14 protein-coding genes and 1 riboswitch are annotated in these 14,460 nt (G+C 67.5%); of the genes, 11 read left to right on the plus strand and 3 right to left on the minus strand.

The features are described 5' to 3' along the window. The first annotated feature begins 247 nt into the window (after window positions 1-247). From ctaC to ACZ6ZQ_RS11730, 4 genes are all read left to right on the plus strand, one after another. On the plus strand, window positions 248-1,219 hold the full coding sequence (gene ctaC, locus ACZ6ZQ_RS11715) for an aa3-type cytochrome oxidase subunit II (protein WP_469768359.1): 972 nt from the start codon (window positions 248-250) through the stop codon (window positions 1,217-1,219). Further along, window positions 1,216-2,946, plus strand: coding sequence for an aa3-type cytochrome oxidase subunit I (ctaD, locus tag ACZ6ZQ_RS11720; protein WP_469768360.1), 1,731 nt, complete (start codon window positions 1,216-1,218; stop codon window positions 2,944-2,946). Before ctaC ends, ctaD begins: the two co-directional genes overlap by 4 nt. Next, window positions 2,943-3,341, plus strand: coding sequence for a cytochrome c oxidase subunit 4 (locus ACZ6ZQ_RS11725; protein ID WP_469768361.1), 399 nt, complete (start codon window positions 2,943-2,945; stop codon window positions 3,339-3,341). The genes ctaD and ACZ6ZQ_RS11725 overlap by 4 nt, the downstream gene beginning before the upstream one ends. 120 nt (window positions 3,342-3,461) lie before the next feature. After that, window positions 3,462-4,712, plus strand: a complete 1,251-nt coding sequence (locus ACZ6ZQ_RS11730; protein WP_469768362.1) for a L,D-transpeptidase — start codon at window positions 3,462-3,464, stop codon at window positions 4,710-4,712. Between the two features lie 22 nt (window positions 4,713-4,734). Here the strand turns inward: ACZ6ZQ_RS11730 and ACZ6ZQ_RS11735 are convergent, their stop codons facing one another. Next, window positions 4,735-5,133, minus strand: a complete 399-nt coding sequence (locus ACZ6ZQ_RS11735; protein ID WP_469768363.1) for a response regulator transcription factor — start codon at window positions 5,131-5,133, stop codon at window positions 4,735-4,737. A 191-nt stretch (window positions 5,134-5,324) separates the two neighbouring features. Here ACZ6ZQ_RS11735 and ctaE point away from each other — a divergent pair, with 191 nt between their 5' ends. The 6 genes from ctaE (at window position 5,325) to ACZ6ZQ_RS11765 (ending at window position 12,871) form a co-directional block, all read left to right on the plus strand. Beyond that, complete coding sequence (ctaE, locus tag ACZ6ZQ_RS11740; RefSeq protein ID WP_469768364.1) at window positions 5,325-5,945, plus strand: aa3-type cytochrome oxidase subunit III; 621 nt, start codon at window positions 5,325-5,327, stop codon at window positions 5,943-5,945. A gap of 67 nt (window positions 5,946-6,012) precedes the next feature. Next, complete coding sequence (gene qcrC, locus ACZ6ZQ_RS11745) at window positions 6,013-6,822, plus strand: cytochrome bc1 complex diheme cytochrome c subunit (protein ID WP_469768365.1); 810 nt, start codon at window positions 6,013-6,015, stop codon at window positions 6,820-6,822. Continuing rightward, window positions 6,819-7,871 carry a cytochrome bc1 complex Rieske iron-sulfur subunit gene (gene qcrA, locus ACZ6ZQ_RS11750; RefSeq protein ID WP_469768366.1) on the plus strand — a complete coding sequence of 351 codons (1,053 nt, stop codon included), beginning with the start codon at window positions 6,819-6,821 and terminating at the stop codon, window positions 7,869-7,871. Before qcrC ends, qcrA begins: the two co-directional genes overlap by 4 nt. Further along, window positions 7,868-9,493: a cytochrome bc1 complex cytochrome b subunit gene (qcrB, locus tag ACZ6ZQ_RS11755; RefSeq protein ID WP_469768367.1), complete on the plus strand. Its 1,626-nt coding sequence runs from the start codon at window positions 7,868-7,870 to the stop codon at window positions 9,491-9,493. The genes qcrA and qcrB overlap by 4 nt, the downstream gene beginning before the upstream one ends. Before the next feature lie 362 nt (window positions 9,494-9,855). Then, a complete protein-coding gene (gene trpD, locus ACZ6ZQ_RS11760; protein WP_469768368.1) occupies window positions 9,856-10,920 on the plus strand; it encodes an anthranilate phosphoribosyltransferase in 1,065 nt (354 codons plus the stop codon). 223 nt (window positions 10,921-11,143) lie between these two features. Beyond that, window positions 11,144-11,261, plus strand: a riboswitch (SAM riboswitch). Between the two features lie 203 nt (window positions 11,262-11,464). Next, the gene (locus ACZ6ZQ_RS11765) at window positions 11,465-12,871 is read left to right on the plus strand and encodes an aminotransferase class V-fold PLP-dependent enzyme (RefSeq protein WP_469768369.1); all 1,407 of its coding nucleotides are present in this window, start codon (window positions 11,465-11,467) and stop codon (window positions 12,869-12,871) included. Between the two features lie 204 nt (window positions 12,872-13,075). On the opposite strand, the gene ACZ6ZQ_RS11770 is transcribed toward ACZ6ZQ_RS11765, so the two are convergent. Next, complete coding sequence (locus ACZ6ZQ_RS11770; RefSeq protein WP_453667143.1) at window positions 13,076-13,357, minus strand: Lrp/AsnC family transcriptional regulator; 282 nt, start codon at window positions 13,355-13,357, stop codon at window positions 13,076-13,078. After that, entirely contained in the window at window positions 13,354-14,079 is a 726-nt protein-coding gene (locus ACZ6ZQ_RS11775; RefSeq protein ID WP_469768370.1) for a rhomboid family intramembrane serine protease, read from the minus strand. The genes ACZ6ZQ_RS11770 and ACZ6ZQ_RS11775 overlap by 4 nt, the downstream gene beginning before the upstream one ends. A gap of 114 nt (window positions 14,080-14,193) precedes the next feature. Here ACZ6ZQ_RS11775 and ACZ6ZQ_RS11780 point away from each other — a divergent pair, with 114 nt between their 5' ends. Next, complete coding sequence (locus ACZ6ZQ_RS11780; protein WP_469768371.1) at window positions 14,194-14,436, plus strand: hypothetical protein; 243 nt, start codon at window positions 14,194-14,196, stop codon at window positions 14,434-14,436. Window positions 14,437-14,460: the final 24 nt, after the last annotated feature.

The raw sequence follows: 14,460 nt of genomic DNA on the forward strand, positions 1-14,460 counted from the left end.
CAGAAGGCCGCCACAGCAGCCCAGTCGGGGCTCGTGGCCAGCTGCGAGACCGCCTGCGGAACCGTGCGGTCCACCCCTTCGGGTCGTCGGACGGCGCGTTGGGCACCCTCCATGCGCGACCCCAAATTGCGTCCAGTAGGGTTTGGTCCGCATAAACATCCAAACCCCTGCCCGCGTCAGGGCCGGCGACCGACCAGCGAGACGGCCGCAGCCGGCCGCGCGGGCGAGACTCTCGGGAAGGCGCTACGTGAGTCCCAACGGCTCCGACCGCTCGTCGCGGCGCCCGATGCGGCGGAAGCTGCCGCAGGTGCTGACTGCGGGCCTGATCCTGGCGACAGCCACTGGTTGCTCGTACAACTGGGAAGACTTCCCCCGCCTCGGAATGCCCACGCCGGTCACGGAGGAAGCTCCGCGGATCCTCTCCCTCTGGCAGGGCTCCTGGGCGGCCGCGCTCGCCGTGGGCGTGCTCGTGTGGGGTCTGATCCTGTGGAGCGTCATCTTCCACAGGCGCAGCCGCACCAAGATCGAGGTTCCTCCGCAGACCCGGTACAACATGCCCATCGAGGCGCTGTACACCGTGGTCCCGCTCATCATCGTTTCGGTGCTCTTCTACTTCACCGCGCGTGATGAGTCGAAGCTCCTCGCCCTCTCCAAGGAGCCGGCCCACACCGTCAACGTGGTCGGCTACCAGTGGAGCTGGGGCTTCAACTACCTGGAGGACGTGGACGGGAACCCGGCCACCGGCGATGCCGCGGCCCAGAAGAACCTGAACGCGATTCCGGACAAGTACACCAACGACTTCCCCAAGGGAGCCGAGGGCGTCTACGACGCCGGCATCCCCGGAACCCGGAACCCGCAGACCGGCAACCCCGGCCCCACGCTGTGGCTGCCCAAGGGGGAGAAGGTCCGTTTCATCCTGACCTCCCGTGACGTCATCCACTCCTTCTGGGTGGTCCCCTTCCTGTTCAAGCAGGACGTCATCCCGGGTCACACCAACGTCTTCGAGGTGACGCCGAACCAGGAGGGCACGTTCCTGGGCAAGTGCGCCGAGCTCTGCGGTGTCGACCACTCCCGGATGCTCTTCAACGTCAAGGTCGTCTCCCCGGAGCGCTACCAGCAGCACCTGAAGGAGCTGGCCGAGAAGGGGCAGACCGGCTTCATCCCGTCGGGAATTGAGCAGTCGGGCCCGGCCCGGAATGCGGAGACGAACAAACTGTGAGCATCCTCAACGAACCCCAGGGTGCTGCGACGGCCGACGACTCGTACGAGAACGAGCTCCCCGTCCGGCGCCGGCAGCCCGGCAATGTGGTGGTGAAGTGGCTGACCACCACCGACCACAAGACCATCGGTACGCTCTACCTGGCGACCTCGTTCGTCTTCTTCTGCATCGGCGGCCTCCTGGCGCTCTTCATGCGCGCCGAGCTGGCCCGTCCGGGTACGCAGATCATGTCGAACGAGCAGTTCAACCAGGCGTTCACGATGCACGGCACGATCATGCTGCTGATGTTCGCGACGCCGCTGTTCGCCGGATTCGCCAACTGGATCATGCCGCTGCAGATCGGCGCGCCCGATGTGGCGTTCCCGCGGCTGAACATGTTCGCGTACTGGCTGTACCTCTTCGGCTCGATCATCGCGGTGGCCGGCTTCGTCACCCCGAACGGTGCGGCCGACTTCGGCTGGTTCGCCTACTCCCCGCTGTCGGACGCGGTCCGCTCGCCGGGGGTCGGCGCCGACATGTGGATCATGGGCCTGGCCTTCTCCGGCTTCGGCACGATCCTCGGCTCGGTCAACTTCATCACCACGATCATCTGCATGCGCGCGCCGGGCATGACGATGTTCCGGATGCCGATCTTCTGCTGGAACGTGCTGCTGACCGGTGTGCTGGTCCTGCTCGCCTTCCCGGTGCTGGCCGCGGCCCTGTTCGCCCTGGAGGCGGATCGTAAGTTCGGCGCCCATATCTTCGACGCCTCCAACGGCGGCGCATTGCTGTGGCAACACCTCTTCTGGTTCTTCGGCCATCCAGAGGTGTACATCATCGCGCTGCCGTTCTTCGGAATCGTCTCGGAGATCATTCCGGTCTTCAGCCGCAAGCCGATGTTCGGTTACATCGGTCTGGTGGCCGCGACCATCGCGATCGCCGGTCTGTCCGTGACCGTGTGGGCCCACCACATGTACGTCACCGGCGGAGTGCTACTGCCGTTCTTCTCCTTCATGACCTTCCTTATCGCGGTACCGACCGGTGTGAAGTTCTTCAACTGGATCGGCACCATGTGGAAGGGCTCGTTGTCCTTCGAGACTCCGATGCTCTGGACCATCGGCTTCCTGATCACCTTCACCTTCGGTGGTCTGACCGGTGTCATCCTGGCCTCGCCCCCGATGGACTTCCACGTCTCCGACTCGTACTTCGTCGTCGCGCACTTCCACTACGTCGTCTTCGGCACCGTGGTGTTCGCGATGTTCGCCGGATTCCACTACTGGTGGCCGAAGTTCACGGGCAAGATGCTGGACGAGCGCCTCGGCAAGATGACGTTCTGGACGCTGTTCATCGGCTTCCACGGCACGTTCCTGGTCCAGCACTGGCTGGGTGCCGAGGGCATGCCGCGCCGATACGCGGACTATCTGGCCGCCGATGGCTTCACGGCACTGAACTCGATCTCGACCATCTCGTCGTTCGTGCTCGGTCTGTCGATCCTGCCGTTCTTCTACAACGTCTGGAAGACCGCCAAGTACGGCAAGAAGATCGAGGTCGACGACCCGTGGGGCTACGGCCGTTCGCTCGAATGGGCGACGTCCTGCCCGCCGCCGCGGCATAACTTCCTCACCCTGCCGCGGATCCGCTCCGAATCCCCGGCGTTCGATCTGCACCACCCGGAGATCGCGGCTCTCGACCAGCTCGAGCAGGCCGGTCACGGTGCCATCGCCGCTGACAAGGAGGCCGGCAAGTGAAGATCCAAGGCAGGATGTTCATCTGGCTGAGCATCTTCATCCTCGCCATGGCCATCCTCTACGGCGTGTGGTCGAAGGAGCCGGCCGGTACGACGGCGCTCTTCCTGGCCTTCGGCCTGAGCATCATGATCGGCTACTACCTGGCCTTCACGGCCCGGCGAGTGGACGCCATGGCCCAGGACGACAAGGAGGCCGATGTCGCGGACGAGGCCGGCGAGGTGGGCTTCTTCTCCCCGCACAGCTGGCAGCCGCTCTCGCTCGCCGTCGGCGGTGCGCTCGCCTTCCTGGCCATCGCCATGGGCTGGTGGATCCTGTACTTCTCGGCTCCGCTGATCATGGTCGGCCTGTTCGGCTGGGTCTTCGAGTACTACCGCGGCGAGAACCAGAACCAGTAGCGAATCCGCTGCTCCGCACTGCGCAGGGGCCCGGACACTCACCCGAACGGGTGGTGTCCGGGCCCCTCGTTTGCAGTCGTCCCGCGCGCCGTTACCGGGCATTGTTCATAGCGTGTGCTCATGAACGACACGCCGCGCAAGCGCACCATAGCGAGCTGCACCGTGCTGGCCCTGGCCTTCGGGGCAGGGATGACCGCGTGCGGCGGCCAGGACAGCCACCCGTTGTCGGCGAGGCCGTACGACGCGACGCGTCAGGTCGCCTTCAACACCGTCGCGGGAAGCACCAAGGTGAACCCCGACAAGCCCCTGGAAGTGACCGCCAAGGGCAAGGACGGCCGTATCACGGACGTCACCGCGGTCGACGCGGCCGGCCGCTACCTGGCGGGCGAACTCACCGCGGACGGCGCCAGATGGCGCTCCACGGCCCCTCTCTCGGCCGGTACGCGCTACACGGTCAAGGTCGCCACGGAGAACGGCGGCGGCGAGCCCGGATCCCGCACCATCACCTTCGACACGGCCCCCGCCAAGCGCATCCTGAAGGTCGAACTCGGCCCGAAGCCGGGCACGTACGGGGTAGGACAGCCCATCACCGCAGAGCTCAGCGCGCCCGTGGCCGACAGGGCGGGCAGGGCCGCCGTCGAGCGCAAGCTGAAGGTCGAGTCCTCGCCCGCGGTGGACGGAGCCTGGCACTGGGTGGACGACCGGAAGCTGCACTACCGACCGATGGAGTACTGGCCGTCGGGCGCCACCGTCCAGGTGCACAGCAGTCTGGAGGGCGTCAAGATCGGCGAGATGTACGGCGGCGCCGTGAAACCGCTCAAGCTGACCATCGGTGACCGGCTCGAGGCCATCACCGACGCGAGTACGCACCAGATGACGGTCAAGCGGAACGGAGAAGTGATCAATACCATTCCGGTGACCACCGGCAAACCGGGCTTCTCCACCCGGAACGGGGTCAAGGTGGTGCTCGGCAAGGAGTACTTCGTCCGGATGCGCGGCACCAGCATCGGCATCCCCGTCGACAGCGCCGAGTCCTACGACCTGCCCGTGTACTACGCGACGCGCGTCACCTGGAGTGGTGAGTACGTCCACGCCGCGCCCTGGTCCGTCGGCTCCCAGGGGTACGCGAACGTCAGCCACGGCTGCACCGGCATGTCCACCGGTAACGCCGCGTGGTTCTACAACACCGTCCGCGAGGGCGACATCGTCAAGGTCGTCAACAGCCTTGGCGGCATGATGGATCCGTTCGGGAACGGCTTCGGTGACTGGAACCTGGACTGGGACGAATGGCGCACGGGCAGCGCTCTGCTGGGAGGCGTCCGGGAGGGCAGCGGCCCGGCCGACGAGGCACGCCTGCGGCCCCAGATCTGACTTCGGTACGGGGCGGGCCGGTTCAGGCCGCCGCCCGCCCCCTGCGCAGCAGTCCGGCCAGTGCGTCCGCGAACTCCACCGGCTCGACCGGGAGCGTCACCGCGGCGTCCGCGCGGCTCCAGGTGGCCAGCCAGGCGTCCTGCGGGCGCCCCATGAGCACCAGCACCGGCGGACACCGGAAGATCTCGTCCTTGATCTGCCGGCAGACGCCCATACCGCCCGCGGGCACGGCCTCGCCGTCCAGGACACAGACGTCGACACCGCCCTTGCCCAGCTCCTTGAGAACCGCGGGCAGTGTCGCGCACTCGATGAACTCGACCGGGGGAACATCGGCGGCCGGGCGGCGGCCCGTGGCGAGCCGCACCTGTTCGCGGGTGCTGGAGTTGTCGCTGTACACCAGCACCGTGGCGGTCGACTGCATTGTTCCTCCGGTTCGTCAGGGAGAACTGCGGGCTGCACCGATGCGCGGGATGCTACCCCTCCCGGCGCCTCGTCAGCACCGCTAATGACAGCCTTTCGATGGGCCGTTCGGTCCTGGACGCGAACCCGGGAGAGAGATGGACACACCGAACGGCACCCCCCGGAGTGAGGGCTGGATAAGCGACCGACATAATGTCGGTCGTGGCGACAGCAACGACAGTAGAAACCGGGCACGCGCACCCGTCGGTCAATCGGCCGAACCTCACCAGCGTCGGAACCATCATCTGGCTGAGTTCCGAGCTGATGTTCTTCGCGGCCCTCTTCGCGATGTACTTCACCCTGCGATCGGTGATGGGTGCCGAGTACTGGTCCCAGCAGGCACAACACCTGAACTTCCCGTTCTCGGCGACCAACACCACGATCCTGGTGCTCTCCTCCCTCACCTGCCAGCTCGGCGTCTTCGCCGCCGAGCGCGGTGACGTGAAGAAGCTCCGCACCTGGTTCGTGATCACGTTCGTGATGGGTGCGATCTTCATCGGCGGCCAGGTCTTCGAGTACACCGAGCTGGTCAAGGACGCGGGCCTCTCGCTCTCGTCCGACCCGTACGGCTCGGTGTTCTACCTGACCACCGGCTTCCACGGTCTGCATGTGACGGGCGGTCTCATCGCCTTCCTGCTGGTTCTCGGCAGGACGTACGCGGCCCGGAGATTCACCCACGAGCAGGCAACCGCCGCCATCGTCGTGTCCTACTACTGGCACTTCGTCGATGTCGTCTGGATCGGCCTCTTCGCCACGATCTACATGATCAAGTAGCACCGGGCTCGTACCCGCACACATTCCAGAAGCATCGACGCAGAAGATCCTGACACCGGGGTAATCCGTGAAAAAGCTCTCCGCACGACGACGCCATCCGCTGGCGGCGCTCGTCGTCCTACTCCTCGCGCTGGCGGCCACTGGGGGGCTGTACGCCGCGTTCGCACCCGCGGACAAGGCGCAGGCCGATGAAACCGCCCAGTCCCTCGCCATCGAGGAGGGCAAGAAGCTCTACACCGTCGGCTGCGCCAGCTGCCACGGAACCGGCGGTCAGGGCACGTCCGACGGCCCTTCCCTGGTCGGCGTCGGTTCCGCCGCCGTGGACTTCCAGGTCGGCACCGGCCGTATGCCCGCACAGCAGCCGGGCGCCCAGGTGCCGAAGAAGCCTGTCATCTACTCGCAGGCCGAGATCGACCAGCTCGCGGCGTACGTCGCCTCCCTCGGTGCCGGTCCGGTCACGCCGACCGAGAAGCAGTACAGCCCGGAAGGCGCCGACATCGCCAAGGGCGGCGACCTGTTCCGCACCAACTGCGCCCAGTGCCACAACTTCACGGGTGAGGGCGGTGCCCTGACGCACGGCAAGTACGCCCCGAGCCTCGAAGGCGTGACCCCGAAGCACATCTACGAGGCCATGCAGACCGGCCCGCAGAACATGCCCTCCTTCCCGGACGGAACGATGCCGGAGAAGGAGAAGCGGGACATCATCGCCTACATCCAGACCGTGAACAGCGGCGAGTCGGAGTCTCCCGGTGGCCTGAGCCTCGGTGGCCTCGGCCCCGTCAGCGAGGGTCTGTTCGCATGGGTCTTCGGTCTGGGTGCGCTGATCGCAGTTGCCATCTGGGTCGCGGCCCACACCGCTAAGGCCAAGAAGTCATGAGTAGCCAAGACATTCCAGAAGAGACCCTGCCGTCCGAGCAGGACCACGCGCGTGGCGAGGTAGCGGCGAAGGAAGATCCGTTCGCCGACCCGGGTATTCCCGCCCACAAGCCGCGCATCCAGGACATCGACGAGCGGGCCGCCAAGCGGTCCGAGCGTACGGTCGCCCTCTTGTTCACGCTGTCGATGCTGGCCACGATCGCCTTCATCGCCTCGTACGTGATCTTCCCGGCCGACGAGATCGTCTACATCTGGCCGTTCGGTCATGTGAGCGCGCTGAACTTCGCCCTGGGGATGACCCTCGGTGTCGCGCTGTTCTGCATCGGCGCGGGCGCGGTCCACTGGGCCCGCACCCTGATGTCCGACCAGGAGATCGCCGACGACCGTCACCCGATCGAGGCCGAGCCCGAGGTCCGGGCCAAGGTGCACGCCGACTTCGCGGCCGGTACCGAGGAGTCCGGCTTCGCCCGGCGCAAGCTCCTGCGCAACACGATGTTCGGAGCGCTGGCCATGGTGCCGCTCTCCGGTGTGGTGCTGCTGCGCGACCTGGGCCCGCTGCCCGAGGACAAGCTCCGCCACACCCTGTGGGCCAAGGGCAAGCAGCTCATCAACATGAACACGAATCAGCCGCTGCGTCCCGAGGACGTCGCTGTCGGTTCGCTGACCTTCGCCATGCCCGAGGGCCTGTCGGAGGAGGACCACAGCTTCCAGACCGAGATCGCCAAGGCCGCCCTGATGATCGTCCGGATCCAGCCGGAGGACATCAAGGACAAGCGCGAGCTCGAGTGGTCCCACGACGGCATCGTGGCGTACTCGAAGATCTGCACCCACGTGGGCTGCCCGATCTCCCTGTACGAGCAGCAGACGCACCACGTCCTCTGCCCGTGCCACCAGTCCACCTTCGACCTCTCCGACGGCGCCCGCGTCATCTTCGGCCCGGCCGGTCACGCCCTCCCGCAGCTGCGGATCGGCGTGAATGACGAAGGCTTCCTCGAGGCGCTCGGCGACTTCGACGAGCCCGTCGGTCCTGCCTACTGGGAGCGCGGATGAGCACTTCAGCTGAATCAAATAGGAAGGCACCCGCGGGCGAGCGGGTCGCCGACTGGGCCGACGGCCGTCTCGGGATCTACTCCCTGGCCAAGACCAACATGCGCAAGATCTTCCCGGACCACTGGTCCTTCATGCTGGGTGAGGTCGCGCTCTACAGCTTCATCGTCATCATCCTCACGGGTGTGTACCTGACGCTGTTCTTCCACCCGTCGATGAACGAGGTGGAGTACCACGGCAGCTACGTCCCGATGCAGGGCCGGCTGATGTCGGAGGCGTTCGCCTCGACCCTGGACATCAGCTTCGACGTCCGCGGTGGTCTGCTCATCCGGCAGATCCACCACTGGGGCGCGCTGATCTTCCTCGCGGCCATGATGGTCCACATGATGCGCGTCTTCTTCACGGGCGCGTTCCGCAAGCCGCGTGAGATCAACTGGCTGTTCGGCTTCCTGCTGCTCGTCCTCGGCATGTTCACCGGCTTCACCGGCTACTCGCTCCCGGACGACCTGCTCTCGGGCACCGGTGTCCGCTTCATGGAGGGCGCGATCCTGTCCGTCCCGGTCGTCGGCACCTACCTGTCGATGTTCCTGTTCGGCGGCGAGTTCCCCGGCGGCGACTTCGTGGCCCGGTTCTACTCGGTCCACATCCTGCTGCTGCCCGGCATCATGATGGGCCTGCTGGTGGCCCACCTGATCCTGGTCTTCTACCACAAGCACACGCAGTTCGCGGGCCCCGGCCGGACCAACAAGAACGTCGTCGGCATGCCGCTGCTGCCGATCTACATGGCCAAGGCCGGAGGCTTCTTCTTCCTGGTCTTCGGCATCATCACGGTCGTCTCGGCGATCGCCCAGATCAACCCGATCTGGGCCATCGGCCCGTACCGCCCGGACCAGGTGTCCACGGGTGCACAGCCCGACTGGTACATGGGCTTCTCCGAGGGTCTGATCCGTGTCATGCCCGGCTGGGAGATCAACCTCTGGGGCCACACGCTGGTCCTGGGCGTCTTCATCCCGCTGATCATCTTCCCGTTGGTCCTGGTGGCGATCGCGGTGTACCCGTTCGTCGAGTCCTGGGTCACGGGTGACAAGCGTGAGCACCACATCCTGGACCGCCCGCGCAACGCGCCGACCCGTACCGCCTTCGGCGTGGCCTGGCTGACCTGGTACTTCGTGCTGCTCGTCGGTGGTGGAAACGACATCTGGGCGACCCACTTCAACCTGTCGATCAACTCGATCACCTGGTTCGTCCGGATCGCGTTCTTCGTCGGGCCGGTCATCGCCTTCATCATCACCAAGCGGATCTGCCTGGGTCTGCAGCGGCGCGACAAGGACAAGGTGCTGCACGGACGCGAGTCCGGCATCATCAAGCGACTGCCGCACGGTGAGTTCGTCGAGGTCCACGAGCCGCTGACGCAGGAGGCCCTGCACACGCTCACGGCGCACGAGCAGTACGAGCCGCTCGAGATCGGCCCGACGGTCGACGAGAACGGTGTCGAGCGCAAGGTGCCGCTCACGCAGAAGCTCCGGGCGAGGCTCAGCAAGGGCTACTACGGCGAGGGGAACCAGATTCCCAAGCCGACCGTCGAGGAGTTCAAGGAGATCACGAGCGGCCACGGCCACCACTGATCCCACCCACTGATCGCAGCGATCGCCACGGCTGGGGGTACCTCCCAGCGCAGCTAGGCCGTGTTTGAGAACTAGCGCCGTCCGCCCGTAGGGCGGGGCTCGCGGCGTCTGGTGCGTGCAATCGCAAGGCGGAGGATCATCCTCGTACTGGACGTACTTGGATGACTCCGACAACGCAGCGTGGGGGCACCTCCCGTGCCCGAAGGGCTACGGGGGAGTGCGTGCCAGGCGTCGCGAGCCAGGCGGGAGTTCTAAAACGGCCTAGGGGGAGAGCCCCGTCCACTCGATGGACGGGGCTCTTTGCCGTCCCCTGCGCTCGATAGGGTGGTGGCATTCCTATACGTACGGACCCAGGAGCGACCATGAGCGCTGTGACCCCCGCAGGAGGCACTACCGCGGCGGGCCTTTCCTGGCCCGAGGTACTGGACTCCCTGCTGTACGGCCGCGACCAGAGCGCGGAAGCCACCGCGTGGGCCATGGACCGGATTCTGCGGGGCGAGGCCACCGATGCGCAGATCGCCGGGTTCGCCGTCGCGCTGCGGGCCAAGGGCGAGACGGTCGAGGAGATCTCCGGTCTCGTACGAACGATGTACGCCCATGCCCGGGTGATCGACGTCCCCGGGGCGACCGTCGACATCGTGGGCACCGGCGGCGACGGCGCGAAGACCGTCAACATCTCGACGATGTCCGCGATCGTCGTGGCCGGCACCGGCGCGAAGGTCGTCAAGCACGGCAACCGTGCCGCGTCCAGTGCCAGCGGCGCCTCGGACGTCCTGGAGAAGCTCGGCGTCAATCTGGAGCTGACGCCGGAGCGGGTGGCCGCGGTCGCGGAGGAAGCGGGGATCACCTTCTGCTTCGCCGTGAAGTTCCACCCAGCGCTGCGGCATGTGGCCGCGGCGCGCAAGGAGCTCGGAATCCGTACGACGTTCAACTTCCTGGGGCCGCTCACCAACCCCGCCCGGGTGAAGGCCCAGGCCACGGGCGTCGCCGATGCCCGAATGGCGCCGATCATGGCCGGAGTGCTCGCCGAGCGGGGATCCAGCGCGCTGGTCTTCCGCGGTGATGACGGCCTGGACGAGCTCACCACGACCGCGACGTCCCGGGTGTGGGTCGTCCGGGACGGCGCGGTGCGCGAGGAGGCCTTCGACCCCCGGGACGTGGGCATCGAACTGGTCCCGGTCGAAGCGCTGCGCGGCGCGGACGCCTCGTACAACGCGGATGTCGCCCGCCGGCTCCTCGCCGGTGAGTCCGGCCCGGTGCGGGACGCGGTCCTGCTGAACTCGGCGGCGGCGCTGGCCGCGCTGGAGCCGGGCGGGGGCACTCTGGTGGAGCAACTCCGGGCCGGGATCGCGAAGGCCGCGGAGTCCATCGACTCCGGGGCGGCGAAGCAGGCGCTGGACCGCTGGGTGGCGGTGAGCAACGCGTAACGCCCGGCGATGGGCATGCTGGTGCGGGGTCTGTGCGGGCACAGGCCCCGCACCTTTGCGTGCGGACGTCGTGCGGACGTGGTGCGGACGTATGCGGACGTCATGGGGAGCTGCGGGGCCGTGGAGAGCTGCCGGGAAGTCGCGGTGAACCCGCGGGCGGGTGACGTCCCGGTATCCGGACACGAGTTGCGCGAGGGCGATCAGCTGGCATAGCTTCGCGACAGGTCATGAGTGACAGCGACTACGGCCCCGGCCCGCTGTCCGGCAACCCTCCGTCCGTGGCGGGGTGCCCCGGGTGAAGACCAGGCCGTGGGCAGCGAGGTCCGCGGCAAGCGCGGACCCCTTGCAACCCCTGGGGTCCTGGTCCTCAAGGGAGCAGTCTCGTGAGCAAGCGAATGCGATAGGGCGCGAAGCCCCTCACTTCAATTCCCTCCGTACGGTGACCGCCGTGCGTCGAGGCAACCCCCGTATGCAGAGCGCCGGTTGGGCGGCTGCCGCACGGGTTCTTGAAGCCGATTCGCCTTTCCTGCCGGGAGATACCGCCATGTCCGCATGCCCGAACACCGCCACTGCCACTGTCACCGCCACCCCCGCTGCCGTCGCCACCGACGCCGACCCCTGCTGTGCCGCCCCGCTGCCGGTACTCGGCCGGGACGTCACCGTGCCGCTCGTGACCGGCGGCGAGGTCACGTATGCCGCCCTCGACTACGCGGCGAGCGCGCCCGCGCTGCAGCGGGTGTGGGACGACGTGGCCGCGTACGCCCCGTACTACGGCAGCGTGCACCGCGGCGCCGGGTATCTCTCGCAGCTCTCCACGGACCTGTTCGAGAACAGCCGCGTGGCGGTGCACGAGTTCCTCGACTGCCGGGACGGAGACCAGGTCGTCTTCACCCGCTCGACCACCGACTCGCTCAACCTGCTGGCCGCCGCACTCCCCGCCGACTGCCAGGTGTTCGTCTTCGAGACCGAGCACCACGCCTCGCTGCTGCCGTGGCAGGACGCCCGCGTGACGTACCTCGACGCGCCGCGCACGCCGGGCGAGGCGGTGCGGACCCTGGAGCTGGCCCTCGCCGACCGCAACCCCCATGGCCCCGCGCTGGTCTGCGTGACCGGCGCGTCCAATGTCACCGGGGAGCTCTGGCCGGTACGCGAACTCACGGCCGCCGCCCACGCCCACGGCGCGCGCATCGTGCTGGACGCCGCGCAGCTCGCGCCGCACCACCCCGTCTCGGTGAAGGACCTGGACGTCGACTGGGTCGCCTTCTCCGGGCACAAGCTGTACGCCCCGTTCGGCTCGGGTGTGCTCGCCGGGCGCGCGGACTGGCTGCAGAAGGCGGAGCCGTACCTGGCCGGTGGCGGTGCCTCGAAGAAGGTCGCGCGACGCAACGACGGTGGCGTGGACGTGGACTGGCACACCACCGCCGCCCGCCACGAGGCCGGTTCGCCGAACGTCATCGGCGTCTACTCGATCGCGTCCGCGTGCAAGGCGCTGACGGAAGCCGGTTTCGACGCGCTCGTCGCGCGTGAGCGGCATCTGATCGCGAAGGTCCGCGAGGGCCTGGCGGAGGTGCCGGAGGTCACGATCCTCTCGCTGTTCGGCGACGACGCACCGCGCGTCGGTGTCATCTCCTTCGTCGTGGAGGGCTGGAACAGCTCCCACTTCGCCGCCGCGCTGTCCGCCGAGTACGGCATCGGCGTACGGGACGGACTCTTCTGCGCCCACCCGCTGGTGCGCACCCTGCTCGGCAGCGACCCGCAGGACCCGGGCGAGTGCGGTGCGCCGGAGGCCGAGCCGGGCGCGAGCTCGCTGAACGCGATCCGGGTCAGCTTCGGCGCCGGTACGCCGGACGAGCACGTCGAGCGCTTCGTACAGGCCGTGAAGGATCTCGTGCGCGACGGTGCGAAGTGGAACTACCGCACCGAGGACGGCAGGTGCGTGCCCGCGGTCTGAGGCGCCGGGTGAGTCCCGTCCCCGGCAGGACCGTGTTCATGAAGCGCTCGGCCGCGTCGGCGAGGAATTCGCCGGCGCGGCCGAGCGCTTCACGCGCACCGTGCCGGCTGCCGACGGGATGTCCGTCCGGAGCGTCCGTGCTCGGACTCCCCCGGAGCTGTGCCCGGAGGTGTCCCCGGACGGGGCCTGGTGTGCGGACAGGGCCTACGCGTCGAGGCCGATCGCGAACGCCGCCTCCAGGTCGTGCTGCGAGTACGTACGGAACGCGACGTGCGTGTCCGTCGCCTCCACGCCCGGGATCTTGCTGATGTGGCCCGGGATGACGTCCGCCAGGTCCTCGTGCTTGCTGACCCGGACCATCGCGATCAGGTCGTACGTACCGGTGACCGAGAAGACCTCGCTGACGTTCTCCACCGCGTTGATCGCCTCGGCGATCTCGGGGATGCGGTCCACGCTGGTCTTGATGAGCACGATCGCAGTGATCACGGCTGTCTTTCTCCCTCGGTGGCCGCTGCTGGGGCTTTCACTCTAGCCGTCTGCCGGAAACGGCCCCATGCGTAGAGAAAGCCGATCCCGAACCCCACCAGATGCGCCAGATACGCCACCCCCGGCCCCGACGACGAGCGCTGCGCCTCCGCCAGCCACTGCAGGGCGAACCAGAAGATCAGGACGGCCCAGGCGGGGAAGCGCAGCGGCAGGAAGAAGAGGAAGGGGAAGAGGCTCGTCACCCGCGTCCTGGGGAAGAGGCGCAGGAAAGCGCCGAGCACCCCGGAGATCGCCCCGGACGCCCCTACCAGCGTCTGGCCCGAGTCCGCGTTGGCCGCGGCGTACGCGAGGAGTGCGAGATAGCCGCAGCCGAGGTAGAAGAGCGTGAACTGGACGCGGCCCATGCGCTCCTCCGCCATCGCGCCGAAGACATAGAGGAAGAGCATGTTGCCCAGCAGATGCAGCCAGCTGCCGTGCACGAAGAGCGCGGTCAGCGGGGTGAGGAGCGCCCGCGGGGAGCTGCGCATCAGTTCGTCCGGGATGACGCCCCAGCGTTCGAAGTAGGCGGCCTGGGCGCCGAGCAGCGTGTCCCCGGTGCCGTATGACGGGTTGAGTCCGGAAACCGGACCGATGACGAACAGCAGACAGCACAGACCGATCACTCCGTAGGTCACCACGGGGCCGGTCACCGCGACCCGTACCGCTGTCCGCCGATCGATCATGACCAGAGCATGGCGTACCGGGACCGATGGGGGCAGACTGCCTCGCCGTGTCACCGCGTACCCGTGAGGTCGTAGGGTTACGGGCAGTACGCACGATCAGAAGAGGACGGCACGATGACGACGGTACCCATGCCGACGGCCCTGACCCGGTGGCGCTGCACCCTGTGCGGCAATCTCACCCGCTTCGACGTGACGCGTTCGTCCAAGGTCGTCGAGTACGTCCATCTGGACCTCGCGGGCGAGCCCAAGGTGGAGGAGCGGGAGGTGGTCAGTGAGACCATCGAGTCGGTCCGCTGCCGCTGGTGCAACGCCGTGGACCAGATCGAACTGGTGGACAGGCCGGGCACCGACTCCTGACAGGAGGCGCCCGGGCCCGTAGGG

It is taken from the genome of Streptomyces sp. NPDC053673, from assembly GCF_055585225.1.

What these genes read in the sequence shown, in the direction of transcription:
- ACZ6ZQ_RS11775 (WP_469768370.1), bottom strand. Translation starts at nt 14,079, where the DNA reads ATGATCGATCGGCGGACAGCGGTACGGGTCGCGGTGACCGGCCCCGTG.
- trpD (WP_469768368.1), top strand. Translation starts at nt 9,856, where the DNA reads ATGAGCGCTGTGACCCCCGCAGGAGGCACTACCGCGGCGGGCCTTTCC.
- ctaE (WP_469768364.1), top strand. Translation starts at nt 5,325, where the DNA reads ATGTCGGTCGTGGCGACAGCAACGACAGTAGAAACCGGGCACGCGCAC.
- qcrB (WP_469768367.1), top strand. Translation starts at nt 7,868, where the DNA reads ATGAGCACTTCAGCTGAATCAAATAGGAAGGCACCCGCGGGCGAGCGG.
- qcrA (WP_469768366.1), top strand. Translation starts at nt 6,819, where the DNA reads ATGAGTAGCCAAGACATTCCAGAAGAGACCCTGCCGTCCGAGCAGGAC.
- ACZ6ZQ_RS11780 (WP_469768371.1), top strand. Translation starts at nt 14,194, where the DNA reads ATGACGACGGTACCCATGCCGACGGCCCTGACCCGGTGGCGCTGCACC.
- ACZ6ZQ_RS11765 (WP_469768369.1), top strand. Translation starts at nt 11,465, where the DNA reads ATGTCCGCATGCCCGAACACCGCCACTGCCACTGTCACCGCCACCCCC.
- ACZ6ZQ_RS11735 (WP_469768363.1), bottom strand. Translation starts at nt 5,133, where the DNA reads ATGCAGTCGACCGCCACGGTGCTGGTGTACAGCGACAACTCCAGCACC.
- ACZ6ZQ_RS11730 (WP_469768362.1), top strand. Translation starts at nt 3,462, where the DNA reads ATGAACGACACGCCGCGCAAGCGCACCATAGCGAGCTGCACCGTGCTG.